This is a genomic window from Streptomyces sp. NPDC098101 (genome assembly GCF_044760185.1).
Classification (GTDB): domain Bacteria; phylum Actinomycetota; class Actinomycetes; order Streptomycetales; family Streptomycetaceae; genus Streptomyces.
Genome location: NZ_JBIWAS010000008.1, coordinates 164,730 through 179,362 on the forward strand (window position 1 = coordinate 164,730; position 14,633 = coordinate 179,362).

11 protein-coding genes are annotated in these 14,633 nt (G+C 74.1%); 3 read left to right on the plus strand and 8 right to left on the minus strand.

All coding sequences use genetic code 11. The features are described 5' to 3' along the window. The first annotated feature begins 55 nt into the window (after positions 1 to 55). Positions 56 to 1,249: an acyl-CoA dehydrogenase family protein gene (locus ACIQVI_RS29755; protein WP_351972555.1), complete on the plus strand. Its 1,194-nt coding sequence runs from the start codon at positions 56 to 58 to the stop codon at positions 1,247 to 1,249. Between the two features lie 2 nt (positions 1,250 to 1,251). Then, complete coding sequence (locus tag ACIQVI_RS29760) at positions 1,252 to 2,274, plus strand: acyl-CoA dehydrogenase family protein (protein ID WP_403601442.1); 1,023 nt, start codon at positions 1,252 to 1,254, stop codon at positions 2,272 to 2,274. An 82-nt stretch (positions 2,275 to 2,356) separates the two neighbouring features. On the opposite strand, the gene ACIQVI_RS29765 is transcribed toward ACIQVI_RS29760, so the two are convergent. After that, on the minus strand, positions 2,357 to 3,112 hold the full coding sequence (locus ACIQVI_RS29765) for a thioesterase II family protein (protein ID WP_121831492.1): 756 nt from the start codon (positions 3,110 to 3,112) through the stop codon (positions 2,357 to 2,359). Positions 3,113 to 3,190: 78 nt separating this feature from the next. Here ACIQVI_RS29765 and ACIQVI_RS29770 point away from each other — a divergent pair, with 78 nt between their 5' ends. Then, positions 3,191 to 3,835: a 4'-phosphopantetheinyl transferase superfamily protein gene (locus tag ACIQVI_RS29770; RefSeq protein WP_351972552.1), complete on the plus strand. Its 645-nt coding sequence runs from the start codon at positions 3,191 to 3,193 to the stop codon at positions 3,833 to 3,835. 63 nt (positions 3,836 to 3,898) lie between these two features. On the opposite strand, the gene ACIQVI_RS29775 is transcribed toward ACIQVI_RS29770, so the two are convergent. From ACIQVI_RS29775 to ACIQVI_RS29805, 7 genes are all read right to left on the minus strand, one after another. Then, positions 3,899 to 5,497, minus strand: a complete 1,599-nt coding sequence (locus ACIQVI_RS29775; RefSeq protein WP_351972852.1) for an amino acid adenylation domain-containing protein — start codon at positions 5,495 to 5,497, stop codon at positions 3,899 to 3,901. Continuing rightward, positions 5,494 to 8,904 (minus strand): condensation domain-containing protein, encoded by a 3,411-nt coding sequence (locus tag ACIQVI_RS29780; RefSeq protein ID WP_403601447.1) that lies wholly within the window; start codon positions 8,902 to 8,904, stop codon positions 5,494 to 5,496. The genes ACIQVI_RS29775 and ACIQVI_RS29780 overlap by 4 nt, the downstream gene beginning before the upstream one ends. A gap of 339 nt (positions 8,905 to 9,243) precedes the next feature. Continuing rightward, positions 9,244 to 10,536 carry an MFS transporter gene (locus ACIQVI_RS29785; protein ID WP_403601450.1) on the minus strand — a complete coding sequence of 431 codons (1,293 nt, stop codon included), beginning with the start codon at positions 10,534 to 10,536 and terminating at the stop codon, positions 9,244 to 9,246. Positions 10,537 to 10,723: 187 nt separating this feature from the next. After that, complete coding sequence (locus ACIQVI_RS29790; protein WP_053645756.1) at positions 10,724 to 10,936, minus strand: MbtH family NRPS accessory protein; 213 nt, start codon at positions 10,934 to 10,936, stop codon at positions 10,724 to 10,726. Positions 10,937 to 10,998: 62 nt separating this feature from the next. Further along, positions 10,999 to 12,003 carry an ornithine cyclodeaminase family protein gene (locus ACIQVI_RS29795; protein ID WP_403601454.1) on the minus strand — a complete coding sequence of 335 codons (1,005 nt, stop codon included), beginning with the start codon at positions 12,001 to 12,003 and terminating at the stop codon, positions 10,999 to 11,001. 41 nt (positions 12,004 to 12,044) lie between these two features. Then, on the minus strand, positions 12,045 to 13,217 hold the full coding sequence (locus ACIQVI_RS29800; protein ID WP_351972856.1) for an FAD-dependent oxidoreductase: 1,173 nt from the start codon (positions 13,215 to 13,217) through the stop codon (positions 12,045 to 12,047). After that, complete coding sequence (locus tag ACIQVI_RS29805) at positions 13,214 to 14,485, minus strand: DegT/DnrJ/EryC1/StrS family aminotransferase (protein WP_351972857.1); 1,272 nt, start codon at positions 14,483 to 14,485, stop codon at positions 13,214 to 13,216. Before ACIQVI_RS29805 ends, ACIQVI_RS29800 begins: the two co-directional genes overlap by 4 nt. Between the last annotated feature and the right edge of the window lie 148 nt (positions 14,486 to 14,633).

Sequence of the window (14,633 nt, forward strand, 5' to 3'; positions counted from 1 at the left end):
TCGTTGATTATGTTGACTGTAGTACGGTGAGGAAAGTCTCGACAAGGGTGAGGCCATGGACTTCAGCATTCTGCGGACAACAGACGAGTTTCGCCGTGAGCTGCGCGAGGTGCTGTACTCGCCCGCCGTCGACGACCTGGTCAACGCGGTCGCGGCGCGGGCGGACGGGATGGACGGCGATGCCCGTGAGCTCTATCGGCACTTGGGGAAACACGGGGTGCTCGCCCCGGCGTGGCCCTCCGAGTACGGCGGAAGGGACGGTGACTTCACCGAGACTCTTGTCCTGATGGAGGAGCTGGTCCAGCGTGGTGTTCCACAGAGTCTCTACTTCATCTCCGTCCAGATCGTAGGGTCCCTCATCCTGCAGTCCGGTACGGAGGAGCAGAAACGGGCCCTGCTGCCCCGGCTCGCCTCCGGCGACCTCGCGGCGTGCATCCTGTTCACCGAGCCGGACAACGGCTCCGACCTCGCGAACGTCGTCACGCGCGCCGAGCGGAACGACCGCACCGGCACGTGGACGGTGAGCGGGCGCAAGAAGTTCAACCTCAAGACGGCCTACGCGGACGTGGCGCTGATCGCCGCCCGCACCGACGACTCGGTCAGTCCGTACGAGGGGATCAGCCTGTTCCTGGCGCCGCTCTCGTCCCCCGGGGTGACGGTCCGTCCGCTGCCCAGCCTGGCCGACGAGCAGTTCCACGACGTCACCCTGGACGGGGTGCGGGTCGGGGACGACGCCCTGCTCGGCGCGCCGGGCGAGGGGTGGTCCCTGATCACCGGCATGTTCTCGGCGGAGCGCAGCGGCGTCGACTACTACGCGCGCGGCCTGCACTGGCTGCGGCTGGCCGAGGAGCAGCTGGCCGCGGGCGGACGGCGGGCCGGCGAGGACGAGGCCTCGGGCCTGGCCCGGCACTGGGCGCGGCTCGACGCGGGCCGGCTGCTGAGCGCCCGGGCCCTCCAGCGCCTCCAGGAGCGGGAACCGGACATCGCCGAGGCCTCGCTGGCCAAGTGGCACAACTCCGACACCGCGCAGCAGATCGCGTGGTGGTCCCTGGAGCGGCTGGGCCTGCCGGTCGCGGCGGGCGGGCCGCAGGCCTCGTCCACCGAGGTCCTGGAGGCGGCCTACCGCGAGGCGGCCGGCATGACCATCTCCGGCGGCGCCTCCGAGGTGCTGCTCGAAATCGTGGCGGGCGCCCGCCTGCACCACGAGTCCGACCACGACCACGCCCACGCCGGCAGGAGGCAGCGCTGACCATGGACCTGCATCAGGATCCGATCCAGAGCCGGATCGCCGACGCCGTCGGCCTCGCCCTCACCCACACCGGGGAGGCGCGGCGCGAACTGGCGGCGGTCGGCGTGCCGGCCATCGGCCTCCCGGTCGCCCTCGGCGGCATGGGCCTCGGCCTGTCCGCGGACATCGCGGTCAACCGGGAGCTCGGCCGCGCCCTGGAGACCGTGCCGGAGCTGCGCGAGACCGTGCTGTGCCTGGAACTCCTGGCGGACGCCGGGGTCGACGGCCTCGGGGACGTGCTGTCCCGCATCCACGAGGGCACGGGCACCGCCGTCACCGTCGGCCTGCACGGGCCGACGACCGTCCGCCTGGACGGCGACGGGCTGCTGTGGGGCACCAGCGAGGCGCTGCCCGCCGCCGACTGGGACGTGGCGCTCGTGCGGGCCGCCACCGACGGCGGGGGCCACCGCTGGCTCCTGGTGCGGCCGGACGGGTCGACCGTGCACCGCGAGGAGGCCGCGCTGCTCGGCGCCCCGGCGGCCCGCTGGCGCTTCGAGGCGGCGGCCGGGCAGCCCGTGCCGGTCGTGGAGGCGCAGCTGCGGCGGGCCGTCGCGGCGGCGCGGACGCGGCAGGCCGCGCTGCTCCTGGGCATCGCGAGCCGGGCCCTGGACACGGCCCGCGCCCATGTGGGCCGGCGCCTCCAGTTCGGCAGGCCGCTCCTGGAGTTCCAGACCGTGAGCCACCGCATCACCACGCTGCTCGGCGACGCCGACGGCTGGGAACTGCTGCTCAACGAGACGGCCTGGGCGCACGACCGGGGCACCGGGGCGCCGGCGGCGGCGCCACAGATCCTCGCGGCGGCGGCGGAGCACGCCCTGAAGGCCGCCCGGCTCTCCCTCCAGCTGCACGGCGTACGGGGGATGCTGGCGCACTCGGTCCCGGCGACGGCCTACCGGCTCGCGACGGTCGAGGCGGTGCGGCTCGGTCCGCCGGCCGGTCTCTGGCTGGAGGCGGGCCGGGCGCGCCTGGCGGGCGCCGGGGCCTGAGGAGGGCCCGGTACGACCGGAGGGGGTCCCGCCCGGCATCCACCGGGTGGGACCCCCTCCGTCCGCACCGCCCGCGCGGGCGTCAGACCATGGCCTTCAGGTCGCGCTCCAGGGCGGCCACCAGGTCGGCGGGGGCGTCCAGGAAGGTGTAGTGGGTGCCGCTGAGGACCTCCTTGCGGGCCGCGTCCGCCGCGACCCAGTCGGCCCAGCCGCCCATCAGGGCGTGCGGGACCTCCACGTCGGCGTCCCAGCCGAGCGCGGTGACGGCGCACGGCAGGGAACCGGCCGCGTCCTTGCGGTACTTCTTGTTGGCCTCGACGTCCGCGACGAGCACCTCCAGGTAGAGGTCGAGCATCTCCTCGGGCGGCCGGGCCGCGCCGAGCGCGGCGAGCAGGGCGACGAGCTCCGCGCGCAGTCCCGCCTCGTCGAGCCCCAGGAAGCGTCCGTACGGGCCGTCCTGGGGGGCGACCTGGGAGGAGACGAAGACCCGCTCGGGCGGCCGCAGTCCGCGCTCCACGATCCGGACGACGCTCTCGAAGGCCGGCAGCGCGCCCCCGCAGTGCCCGAACACCGCGTACGGGCGGTCGAGGTGCTCGGCGATGCCCTCGACGAGCTGGTCGGCGAGCTCCTCGTAGGTGCCGAAGTGCGGCTCCCTGGTGCGGTTCTCGCGGCCGGGGAGCTGGAGCGGGACGACCTCGGCCGGGCCGATCCGGGCGGGCCAGTTGCGGAACATGGAGGCGCCGCAGCCGGAGTAGGGGAAGCAGAACAGCCGCACGTCCGCCTCCGTGGAAGGCGGGGTGAGGAACCATCGAGAAGGCGTTGACTTTGCAGTATCCATGGTCACATACTACATATACACTATAGAGATTGCAGAGAAGTCAACCGAAGTCACAGTGGAACACCGGGGGTGACGTATATGCGTGATCTGCTTCCCGGAGCCGTCGCGGTGGCGGTGGCGGACGCCTCGGCCTGGACCGAGGAGCCGCTGCCCGAGGAGGCCGCGACGCTCAGCGAACGTGCCGTCCCCGCGCGGCGGAGGGAGTTCCGGGCCGGCCGGGCCTGCGCCCGCCGGGCCATGACGGCCCTCGGCCTGCCGCCGCTGCCCGTTCCGGCGGGCCGCGACCGGGCCCCGGTCTGGCCGTCGCGGGTCGTCGGCAGCATCTCGCACACCGGCGACTACTGCGCGGCGGCCGTGGCCCGCGCGGACCGCGTCCGGTCGATCGGCATCGACGCCGAGGACAACCTGCGCCTGGACGAGCCCACCCGGCGGCTCGTCTGCCGCCCGGAGGAAGAGGAGTGGTGGCACGGCCCCGGCGGTGAGGCCCCCCACTGGCCGACCGTGTTCTTCAGCGCCAAGGAGGCCGTCTACAAGGCCTGGTTCCCGCTGGTCGGCGGCTGGCTGGGCTTCCACGACGTCCGCGTCGAACCGGACCCGGCCGCGGGCACCTTCACCGCCCGCGTCCTGGTCCCCCGCCCTCCGGGCCCCGCCCCCGAGGTGCTCCACGGCAGGTTCGCGGTCTCCCCCGACCTGGTCCGCACGGCGGTCGTGGTGACGCCCTAGGGACCCGGCGGAACGTACGGGGGCGGCGACGGATCGGATCCGTCGCCGCCCCCGGGCCGGGGTTCACTCCGAGTTCTCCGCCATCGCCCGCAGGCGCGGACGGTCCATCTTGCCGTTCGGCATCGAGGGGAGGTCGGTGACCGCGCGGAAGCGGCCCGGGACCATGTAGTCGGGCAGCAGCCGCGCGAGGGACTCGCGGAGGGAGACGAGGGACGGGGCGTCCGGGCCCGGCTCCAGGACCACGAAGGCGACCAGGGACTTCTCGATGCCGTCCTCGCCCCGTACCGCCACCGCGCACGAGGAGACGCCGGGCAGGTCGCCCAGCACCCGCTCGACCTCCGGGAGTTCGAGGCGGAAGCCGCGGATCTTCACCTGGTCGTCGGCGCGGCCCAGATAGTCCAGGGAGCCGTCCGGCCGCCGCCGGGCCACGTCGCCGGTGCGGTACACGCGGCGGCCCGGCCGGCCGGGCTCCGGGAGGAAGCGCTCGGCCGTCAGGTCGGGGCGGTTCCAGTAGCCGAGGGCGACTTGGACGCCGCCGACGTGGATGTCGCCGATGCCGCCGGGCGGCACCTCCTCGCCCCGCGCGTCGAGGACGTACACCCGGTTCCCGGGCACCGGCCGGCCGATCGGCGGCAGGGCCGGCCAGCCGTCCGGGTCGCCCTCCAGGGCGTGCCAGGTGACCACGTGGGCCTCCGAGGGCCCGTACTGGTTGACCAGGCGGCAGCCGGGCAGCGAGGCCAGCAGGGCGCGCAGGCCCCGGGAGCACTGCAGCTGCTCCCCCGCCGTGACGATCTCCCGCAGCGGCGGGGCGCCGGGCGCGCCCGGCTCGGCGACCAGGACGAGGGCCTGGAGCGCCACGTACGGGAGGAACATCCGGTCCACGCGCTCGCGTGCCACCGCCTCCCACAGCCGGACCGGGTCCCGCCGCTCCTCCTCGGTCACGCACACCACGGTGCCGCCGACCGCGAGGGAGGCGAAGATCTCCTGGAAGGAGACGTCGAAGGAGATCGCGGAGAACTGCAGGGTCCGGCTGCCGACGGTGGCCGCGGAGACGCCGGCCTGCCACTCCACGATGTTGGCGAGCGCGCCGTGCGGCATGGCGATGCCCTTGGGGGCGCCGGTGGTGCCCGAGGTGTAGAGGACGTACGCCAGGTCCTCCGCGGCGGGCAGCGGCGGCAGCAGGGCCTCGGCGACGGCGGTCGCGGACCAGGGCGCGGGCCCGTCGTCGAGGAGCAGGACCGTGCGGCCCCCGGCGGCGAACCGCTCCGCCGTCTCCCGGTGGCCGAGGACCACGCCGACCCGGGCGTCGTCGAGCATGTGCTCCAGGCGGGCCCGGGGGTAGCCGGAGTCCAGCGGGAGGAAGGCGGCGCCCGAGCGGAGCACCCCGATCAGGGCGACGACCAGCTCGGTGGAGCGCAGGGCGGCCAGGCCGACCACGTCCCCGGGTCCGATGCCCTCCCCGCGCAGCCGGGCGGCGATCGCGCCCGCCCCGCGCCACAGGTCGCGGTAGGTGACGGCCGGGCCGTGTCCCGCGAGGGCGGGCTCGTCGGGGTGGCGGGCGACGGCGGCGGCCACCAGGTGCAGCACGCTCGGCGCGTCGCCCGCGCGCACCTCCTCGGCGGCCTGCGCGGGGGTGGCGGGAAGTCGTATGTCGACGCTCATCGGCGGTTCGCCTCCTCGGGGGTGCGGTCGGCGGCCCGGAGCACGCCGTCCAGGACGTGCGCCACCCGGACCAGTTCGGGGTTGCGCATGATGCTGTAGTGGTCGCCGGGGACCCGGTGCACGACGACGTCCTCGGCGACGGCCCGCCAGCCCTCGATCGCCTCGGGGGATCCCTCGGCCTGGATCAGGTGGACCGTCCCGGGGTAGCGGGGGCCGGTCGGCCGGTAGGCGGCGAGGCCGAGCATGTTGTCCCGGTAGATGCCGTACCGGCGCACCACCTCGTCGAGGTCGAGTCCGGCGGGCACGGAGTCGCCCCAGCCGTCCAGGACGTCGGCGAACAGGCGCCGCACGGTGAGGAACTCGCTGCCCGGCGGCAGCTCCTGGGCCGCCATGCCGAGGTCGGCGGTGAGGTCCCGCAGGAAGCTGTGGAGCAGATAGGCGTGGGTGTCGGGGCTGTCGGGGTCGCCGTCGTACAGGAAGGAGTCGATGAGGACGACCGGCCCCGGGTCCTGGCCCCGGGCGTAGAGCTGCCGGGCCATCTCGAAGGCGAGGGTGCCGCCGAGGGACCAGCCGCCGAGCAGGAAGGGGCCCGGGTCGGCGGCCTCCAGCTCGGCCAGGTAGGAGGCGGCGCGGGCCTCGTGGGAGGGCGCCTCCTGGCCGCCCTCGAAGGCGTACACGGTGCGGTTGGTGAGCGCCGTGGCCAGGGAGGCGTAGCAGAAGACGCTGCCGCCCGCCGGGTGGACGAGCGCGAGCGCGGGGGCGACGGTGCCGGACTGGATGCGGGCCAGGGCCCCGGGCCGCTCCTCCGCGCCGGCGCCCAGCGAGCCGATCCGCACGGCCAGGTCGGCGATGGTGCGGTACCGGAAGAGGACGCTGACCGGCAGGTCCACGCCGGTCGCGCGGCGCAGCCGGGCCATGACCTGGACGGCGAGCAGCGAATGGCCGCCGAGCAGGAAGAAGTTGTCGTGCACGCCCACCGTCGGCAGGCCGAGGACGGAGCGCCAGATCTCGGCGAGGGTCTCCTCCAGCGGGGTGGAGGGCTCGGCGTGCTCGGGCGCGGCCGTCTCCCGCTCGGCGGCGGGGGCGGGCAGCGCGGTGCGGTCCACCCGGCCGTCGGGGGTGAGCGGGAAGGCGTCGAGGACGACGTACGAGGTGGGCAGCAGGACCTCGGGCAGCAGGCGCTGGCAGTGGGCGCGCAGCGCCTCGCGCAGCCGGTCGGCCTCCTCGGTGCCGGAACCGGAGCCGGAGGTGGGGGCGTGCGGGCGGTGCGGGACGAGGTACGCGACGAGCACCAGGTTCCCGGCGGCGTCGAGGCGGGCGTCGACGCGGGCGTCCCCGACGGCCTCGTGGGTGAGGAGCACGGCCTCGATCTCGGCGCGCGGGACGCGGACCTGCTTGAGGTGGACCTGCTCGTCGCGGCGGCCGAGGATCTCCAGGGCGCCGTCCTCGCGGAAGCGCCCGAGGTCGCCGGTGTCGGTCTCCGCGCCGGCGGACCCCCCGGTCGTACGGGAGACGTGGACCTCGCCGGGGACGCCGACCGGTACCGGGTTGCCGTGCGCGTCGAGGATCCGGACGCGGCGGCCGGGCAGTGGGCGGCCCGCGACGTCGTGTCCGGCGGGCGCGTCGCCGGCGCAGCGGCGGGTGGCGACCGCGCCGACGGCCGGGGCGGTGTAGAGGGTGTGCAGCTCCGCCGTCGGCAGGGCCGCAAGGCAGCGCCGTTCCAGGGCGAGCGACAGGGGTTCGCCGGAGACGACGATCCGTCGCGGGGCCCGTACGGGGGCGCCGTTCTCAGCGGCGGCGACGAGCCGGTGCAGCAGGCCGGGGCGGATGCGGAGTTCGGCGGTCTCCCCGGTCGCGAGCGCGTCCAGGAGGGTCCGCAGGTCGTCGCCCGCGTCGAGGACCTGCCCGTCCGGCGCGGCCGGTGCCGGGGCGTCGGGGGCGGGGGCGTCGGCGGCCGGGGCGGTCAGCCGGTCGAGTTCGGCCAGGTCGGCGTCGTCGAGCAGGGCGAGCGCGGCGAGCGGCCGGTCGGGTTCGGCGAGCGCCCGGGTCAGCAGCCGGCCGAAGGTGCGGCTCATGCGGCGCATCACGGCGGAGTCGAAGAGCTCCGCGTTGTAGACCCAGGAGCCGCCGAGCCGCCGCTCGTGCGCGTACAGGTTCAGTTCGAGGTCGAAGCGGACGATGCCGCTGTCGAACGGCACGAGGTCGGCGCCGAGGTGGGGCAGCCGCACCCGCTCGTCGCCCGCCGTCTGGTAGTTGAACAGCACTTGGAAGACGGGGCTGACGGTGGGGTTGCGGTCCGGCTGGAAGTCGATGACGAGCTTCTCGAAGGGCATGTCCTGGTGGGCGAAGGCGCCGAGCACGGCGTCCTTGCCGCGCCGCACGGCCTCGCGCAGGGTGGGCGCCCCGGTCAGGTCGGAGCGGACCACCAGGGTGTTGACGAAGAAGCCGATCAGCCCCTCCAGCTCCTGGTGGGTCTGGCCGGCGACCGGCACGCCGAGGAGGACGTCCTCCTGGCCGCTGTACCGGCCCATCAGGGCGGAGAAGCAGGTCAGCAGGACGGTGAAGGGGGTGGTCCGCTCCTCCAGGGCGAAGGCGTGCACGGCCCGCGCCAGGTCCTCGGGGAACTCGAACTCCTCGTTGCCGCCGTTGACCCGGTGGCCGGTGGGCCGGGCGCGGTCCATCGGCAGCTGGAGGATGCCGGGGGCGCCTTCGAGGCGCTCGCGCCAGTACGAGGTGAGCTCCCGCTCGCGTTCGCCGGTGAGCCGGCCGCGCTGCCAGATCGCGTAGTCGACGTACTGCTGCGGGAGTTCGGGCAGAGCGGCGGCCGTTCCCTCCGTCAGCTCGCGGTAGAAGGCGTCGAGTTCGCGGAAGAGCGTGCCCACGGACCAGCCGTCGCAGACGATGTGGTGGACGCAGAGCGCGATCAGGTGCTCGTCGTCGGAGACCCGGACGGTCGCGGCGCGCAGGAGGGGGCCGGTCGCGAGGTCGAAGGGCCGCGCCGACCACTGCTTGACGCGGTCCTCGGCGGCGGCCGAGGGGTCGGGGGCGGTGGAGACGTCCAGCTCCTCGACCACCGGCTCGAAGGGCGGTCGCACCTGCTGGACGGGCACGCCGTCGGGCGCGGGGAAGACGGTCCTGAGGACCTCGTGGCGGCGCACCACCCGGGCGAGGGCGCCCGCCAGGGCCCGGCGGTCGGGGGCGGCGGGGGTGCGCAGCACGATGGGGATGTTGTACGCGCAGCTGCCGGGGACGAGCCGGTCGAGGATCCACAGCCTCCGCTGGGCGAAGGAGACGGGTCCCGTCCGGGTCTCCTGGTCGTGGCCGCGCTCGCGGTCGCGCTCGGCGAGCAGCCTGGCGAGGCGGCGCCGCTTCTCTTCCAGGGCATCGGTCGATATCTGGTCGGTCACGGGCCTACCCGTCTTCCTCGTCGCCATCGGTCCGGTCGGTCGCACGCGCGTGCGCAGCAAAGGGTGAACAAGCAAAGGTGAACAGCAGGGAGTGGAAGGAACCTGGAGAGAGACACGAGACCCGACCGCCGGGGGACGTACGGCCGGGCCTCGTGCGATCGGAGGATCGGAGGGGTGGGTACGGGGGTGCCGGCCCGAGCCGGGGGCAGGCGCGGGGCGCCGTGCCTCGGGGGCGGCCGGGCCGGGGCCTGGGAGCCCGGAGGCCCGGGAGTCGGGGCGTCGTGCGCCCGGTCCCTGGTCTCCGGCCCTCCCGGCCCCTGGTCCCCCGGCCTGCGGCCGCTAGGCCGCCTGGAGTTCCGCGGGGACCTCGTCCTTGATGCCGTGTACCGAGCCGGCCACCAGCCAGCCGATGGCGGCCCAGGCGAACACCGCCGCCACGGCGAACGACGCGGCGTTGCCCCACACGGAGGCGGCGGCCGCGCCGAGGACGGGTCCGAGCGCGTTGGCGCCCCAGACCAGCGGGAGCGAGACGCCGCCGACCCGGCCCATCAGGTGCGGCGGGGTGGCCTTCTGCACCATCGTCATGATGCCGACGTTGGCGATCGGCGTGGTGAGCGAGGCGAGGAACTGCGAGAGCGCCACGACCACGACGCCCGTCGTGCCCTTGCCGGCCAGGACCATGAGGAGCACGGCGAGGCCGAGCAGCGCGTGGGTCACGATCAGCGCGCGGCCCATGCCCAGGTGGTGCAGGGCCTTGCGGGAGAAGATCGCGCCGATCACGAAGGCGGCGCCGCCGGCGCTCATCACGAAGCCGAGCTGCGCGGGGCTGAAGCCCAGGTCGTCGTAGGCGTACACGACGAGCATCGCCATGGTCATGGAGACGGCGAGGTTGCCGAAGAAGCCCATGAGGGTCAGGCTCCGCAGCAGCCGGTTGCCGACGAGGGTGGTGAAGCCGTGCTTGAGGTCGGCGACGGCCGCGCCGACCCCCTTGCCGCTGGGCTGCGGGGCGGGCTCCGGCTTGCGGATGGCCCAGATCGTGAAGGTGGACACGAGGAAGGACAGCGCGTCGACGGTCACGGCCTTGGCCGCGCCGAGGACGCCGACGAGCACGCCGCCGATGCTGCGGCCGAAGACCGCGGCGAGCGAACGGCTCATCTGCGTCTTGGCGTTGGCCTCGGCGAAGTCCTCGCGCTCGATCAGGGCCGGGAAGTGCGCCTGGTACGCGAGCTGGAAGATCACGTCCAGGGTGCCCTTGACCACGGCGACCACGTACAGGTGGGTCATGCTCACCGAGCCGAGGACCGCGGCCAGCGGCAGCGAGCCCAGGGCGACGGCGCGGCCCAGGTTGGAGACGATCATCAGGGGGCGGCGGCGCATCCGGTCGGTGAGGACGCCGACCACGGGGCCGAGGACCACGAACGGGATCCACTGCAGGGCGATGAGCAGGCCGACGGATCCGGCGGAGGCGCCGAACGCGAGGACTGCCAGGGAGGGCAGCGCGATCAGGGAGACCTCGCTGCCCAGCAGGCTCACGGACTCGCCGGTCCACAGCTTCATGAAGTCGCTGTTGCGGGTGAGCCCGGGCCTGCGCGGGGCTTCGGCCGCCCTTCCGGGCTGCTCCTGGGTGGTCATCAGGTGTTACCTCTCTGGGTGTGAGGGGACGGGGGTACGGGTGGATGTGGGGGGCACCGGGGTGGCGGCGGTCCGTGGGCGGCCGTGGCGTGCTCGATCGATCGCGGTGGGTCGGTCGTGGTCGTTCGGTCCGTCGGTGGGTGGACCGGCGGGCCGGCGGGCGGGCCTTCGCCCGAGGCCGGCCGGGTCAGTCGGTCGCGGCCGCGGCGAGGCGGCGGCGGAGGCTGAGCGGCCGCATGTCCGTCCAGACCTCGGCGATGTGCGCCAGGCAGGCGTCCTTGGGCCCGGAGAAGCCGGTGGCGGTCCAGCCGAGCGGCACCTCGCGGCCCTCGGCCCAGATCGAGTACTGCTCCTCGTGGTTGACCACGACCAGGTACGTGCGGCCATCGTCGTTCTGCATGGGTGTCAGCTCCTTGTCGTCGGTGCCGGTCGTTGCCGGTCGGTGCCGGAAGGGCAGGAGGGTCAGGGGAAGGAGATGCGCTCGCCGATGCCGTGCTCGACGGCCTTGCGGTAGACGAGGGCGGCGGCCACCGCGTCCTGGACGGGGAGGCCGAGGGTCTCGAAGACCGTGGTCTGCGTGTCGTCGGTGCGGCCGGGCCGGGTGCCGGCCAGGACCTCGCCGATCTCGGCGGCGATGGCGTCCTCGGTGAGGGCACCCTCCGCGATGGGCAGCAGGATGTCCCCGGCCTCCCGGAGCGCGGCCTCACGGTTGTCGACGATCAGCCGCGCGGAGGCGACCGTCGCGGTCGGCAGCTCGCGGCAGCCGGGGCCGAACGCGCCGATCGCGTTGACGTGGACGCCGCGCCCGGCGGGCAGCTCCGAGGCGTCGAAGACCGGCTCGTCGCCGGAGACCGAGGTGGCGGTGCACAGCACGTCGCAGTCGGCCAGGGCCTCGGCGGTGGAGTCGCTGACCTCGACGTGCGGGTAGAACCCCTTGGCCCAGCGGGCGAGTTCCTCGGCGGTGGAGCGGGTACGGCTGAAGATCCGCACCCGCTCCCAGTCGCGGGTGCGGGACAGCGCCTCCAGGTGGCCGCGCGCCTGCACCCCGGCGCCGATGACCGCGAGGGTGCGGGCGTCGGCGCGGGCCAGGGCGCGGGTGGCGACGGCGGTGACCGCGGCGGTGCGGATCTCGGTGAGGGCGCCGGCGTCCACCAGGGCGAGCGGCTGCCCGTGGATGGCGTCGACCAGGATGACCAGGCCCTGGACGCTGGGGAGTTCCCGCTCGACGGCGCGCGGGAACATGCTGAGCATCTTCAGGCCGAGGACGGGCTCCTCGGCGGGGCCGCCGACGGCGGGCATGAGCAGGACCATGCCCCCGTGGCCGGGCGGCTCGACGGTCACCCGGGGGTGCTCGTAGAGCTCCCGCCGGGACGCCCTGACCATGGTGTCCTCCATGGCCGGGACCGCGTCGTCGTAGGTGAGCAGCTTGCGTACCGCGGCTGCGTCGATCACGTGCAGGTGTCCCACCGGGTTCTCCTCGGGTGGCGGTGTCGGATGGTGGTGAGCGGTCACGGGCGGAAGCGCTCGACGGGGTGTCCGGGGTCGCCGTCGAGGGCGAGCCGGGCGAGCGCGTCGCCGAAGACGGGGACGAACTTGAAGGCCCAGCCGGCCGACTGGACGAGGATCCGGTCGCGGCCGCCGTCGGGCGGCAGGGCGCCGAGGTAGAACTGCCGTCCGTGGTCGCGGGGCAGGGCGATCAGGCAGGACCCCGGCCGGACCGGCTCGGGGTCGAGCATGGGCATGTGGCGGGCGACGAACTCGGCGGTGCGGCGCAGCTGGTGGGGGTCGGGTCCCGGCCGTTCGGCGGGCGGCGCGCTCCGGGGGTCGCTCTCGAAGTCCGGGGCGACGCGGACGAGGCCGCCGGGGCCCCACGGGTTGGTGCCGAACCCGTAGAAGAGGTTGGAGTCGGTGTCCGTCGGGGTCTGGAAGGCGAACCAGGTGGGCAGGTCGCGGGCCGGGTCGCGGAGCCGGAAGTAGGCGGTGGCCATGTCGTACACCTCGGTGTCGAGGCGGACGCCGAGCGGTTCGGTCAGCTCGTTGGTCCAGGGGCCGGCGGTGACGACGACCTTGTCGGCGGTGATCCGGGCGTCGGCGGTGACGACCTCGACGCGTTCGGGGTGCGGCTCCAGGGCGAGGACGCGCTGACCGGCGCGGATCTCGGCGCCCGCCGCGCGGGCGAGGTGGGCGAGGGACCAGAGGGTGCCGCGGACGTCGACGACGCCGCCGTCGGGCTGGTGGAAGCCCTCGTAGTGGGACGGTAAGCCGGTGAAGCCGAAGCGTTCCTCGATGGCCGTCGCGGTGAGCCACTCGTAGCGCAGGCCGACGTCGTCGAGGACCTGGGCGGCGTCGGCTATCTGGCCCTCGTTGGTGGATTCCTTGGTCTCGCCGAACCACAGGCTGCCGGTGTGGTGCACCAGCCGCCGGCCGCAGGCCTCCTCCAGGCGCCGCCACAGGGGCAGGGCGCGGACCGTCAGCTCGGTGAGGTCGCGCTGGGTGTACTGGACGCGCCACTGGCGTTCGTCGCCGGTGGAACTGCCGGTGTTCTCCGGTCCGTCGCCGCTCTCCAGGACGAGGACGGAGGCGCCGCGCTCCGCGGCGTACCAGGCGGTGCTGAGTCCGATGGCGCCGCCGCCGACCACGACGAGGTCGTAGGAGCGGCGCGGGGTGCGGTGTGCGGTCATGCCGTCCTCCCGAGGGGGGCCCGCCCGCGTCGCCACGACCGTTCCAGGGCCTGCTCCAGCCGGTCCATCAGCTGGTCGGCCTGGTCGTCGTCGATGCCGGGCTGGCAGGGGATGTTGATCATTTCCCGGAACCAGCGGCGCTCGGCCACGGGGCACTCGCCCTCGCGGTGGCCGTGGGCCCGCCACTCCGGCATGAGGTGCAGGGGGAAGTAGCGCAGCGGCAGCGGGTCGCCGGCCGCGTCCATGGCGTCGAGGAGGGCGTCCCGGTCGATCAGCTCGGGGTCCACGAACGCGGTGAACAGGTGGTAGGGGTGGTCCACGCCCTCCGGCACCGGCGGGACGTACAGGCCGGGGACGGCGGCGAGGCGCTCGGTGTACCGGCGGGCCAGCTCCCTGCGCCTGGCCTGGAGCCGGGGCAGTTTGCCGAGCTGGACGAAGCCGACCGCGGCGGCCGGCTCGGCAAGCGTCCCGTTGATGCCCGTTCCCCGGAGCATCAGGCAGTCGGCCGTGTAGGAGTCGGCGGGGAACATGGCCCCGGCGGGCGGGCGGCGGGTCGAGGCGAAGGTGTGCCGGGAGGGGACGTAGACGGCGTCGACGGAGTTGTCGCGCAGCGCGGTCGCGCGGGCGGCGTGGTCGTCGTCGCGGACGACGAGCATCCCGCCCTCACCCAGCGTGGTGATGTTCTTGGAGGAGTGGAAACTGAAGATTCCGAAGTCTCCGAACGAGCCGAGGGGCCGGCCGTTCAGCGAGCCGCCGATGGCGTGGGCCGCGTCCTCGACGACGGTCAGGCCGTGCTTCCGGGCGAGCGCCATGATGCGCGGCATGTCGGCGGCGCGGCCGCCGTAGTGGACCATGACGACGGCCCGGGTGCGTTCGGTGATCAGCTCCTCGATGCGCGAGGCGTCGATGTTGAGCGAGTCGGGCTCCACGTCGCAGAAGCGGACCCGCACCCCGTAGTCGAGGAGCGGCTGCACGGTGGCCATGTAGGTCTGCGGCGTGGCGATGACCTCGTCGCCGGGGCGCAGGTCGAGCAGGTGGAGGGCCAGCCGGAGGGCGGTGGTCCCGCTGGTCACCGAGAGCGCGTGCGCGACGCCGAGGTGCGCGCGGAACGCCTCTTCGAAGCGTTCCCGCCAGACGCCCCCGGAGAGGGGGCTGCCGGACCTGAGCAGTTCTTCGATCACGGCCAGTTCGTCGTCGCCGAGGATGCTCCCCCGGGCCGGTCTGGCGGGGGAGCCGAGCGGAACGACTGCGGATGGTGCACTTTCCATGATTCCCCGCATCGTCTGAAGGGCCTGTGTCGACCTCTGGGCTGGTGACACAACTGGACGGGTGACACAACACAATGGCGACAACTAACCAAACACGCTACACGAGATACTTCAAGTAATTCAGCAAAATCTAGAAACACTCCAGTGT